This window comes from Aliivibrio kagoshimensis (assembly GCF_050337105.1).
Classification (GTDB): Bacteria; Pseudomonadota; Gammaproteobacteria; order Enterobacterales; family Vibrionaceae; genus Aliivibrio_A; species Aliivibrio_A kagoshimensis.
In genome coordinates this window covers 1-997 of the sequence record NZ_JAKJSQ010000161.1, presented here as the reverse complement: position 1 = coordinate 997, position 997 = coordinate 1, and the positions used below count along the sequence as shown (strand labels likewise).

At 36.4% G+C, this 997-nt stretch carries 1 protein-coding gene; it reads right to left on the bottom strand.

Translation table 11 applies throughout. The annotated features are described in order from the left end of the window. Positions 1-72: 72 nt before the first annotated feature. Positions 73-546, bottom strand: a complete 474-nt coding sequence (greA, locus tag L4C32_RS20725; RefSeq protein WP_428198775.1) for a transcription elongation factor GreA — start codon at positions 544-546, stop codon at positions 73-75. Positions 547-997: the final 451 nt, after the last annotated feature.

The following is a 997-nucleotide window of genomic DNA, read 5'->3' as shown; positions in this document are numbered from 1 at the left end:
AATTGAAATACCACGTAAATAAGGCCGCTTCGCGGCCTTTTTTTTAATCATTTTTTTAATCGGTTGTTACAATTAAATGTATTCAACCTTTTCAATTTCAAATTCTTTCTGGCCGCCTGGAGTTTGAATTACGGTCTCATCGCCTTCCATCTTACCAATCAAACCTCTAGCAATAGGTGAATTAACAGAAATTCGACCGGTTTTGATATCCGCTTCATCATCCGCTACGATCTGGTATACAAACTCTTCATCAGAGTTAATATCAATCAGGCTAACTGTAGTACCAAAAATAACCTTGCCACTGTTTTCCATTTTTGTCACATCAATCACTTGAGCAAGAGAGAGTTTATACTCAATATCGCGGATTTGCGCTTCGCAAATACCCTGTTCTTCTCGCGCAGCATGGTATTCTGCATTCTCTTTTAAATCACCCAACTCACGGGCCTCCCCAATCGCTTTAGAGATGACTGGACGACGCTTTAATAATACTTCTAACTCTTCACGCAGTTTTTTCTCACCGCGTACTGTCATTGGAACTTTATCCATTACTGTAATACCTCAATACAAAGTACTTAACTCTTTTCAACGTGCTTAACCACAAAATTAATACGTCAATAATGCTATTTGAATACCGGATAGTGTAAACAAAGTTACCTCTTTGGTCACCTATCTATTATTTTTTCGTTGTTTCAATCAAATCACAACTAGGGTGCAACAGGTTGAACTGCTCATTTAGCCACCAATTTTATCGATCCCGATCACACTATTGAGTGTGAAAAGATCACAAAAAAGATAAAATATCACTTGTCTTTAAAATGAAACAGAACTTTAAGGGAACCTATATATAGTCTTAAAATCAATTGGTTAAACTACAGCCCCACACCAAAACCAACCTTATACAGTGAGCTTTTACATAATTTTACTACGAATTACCTTTGGTTATCTGTACAAATTACTTCACCAAACATAAACGAATACGTTGTGTAACCTCTTATAT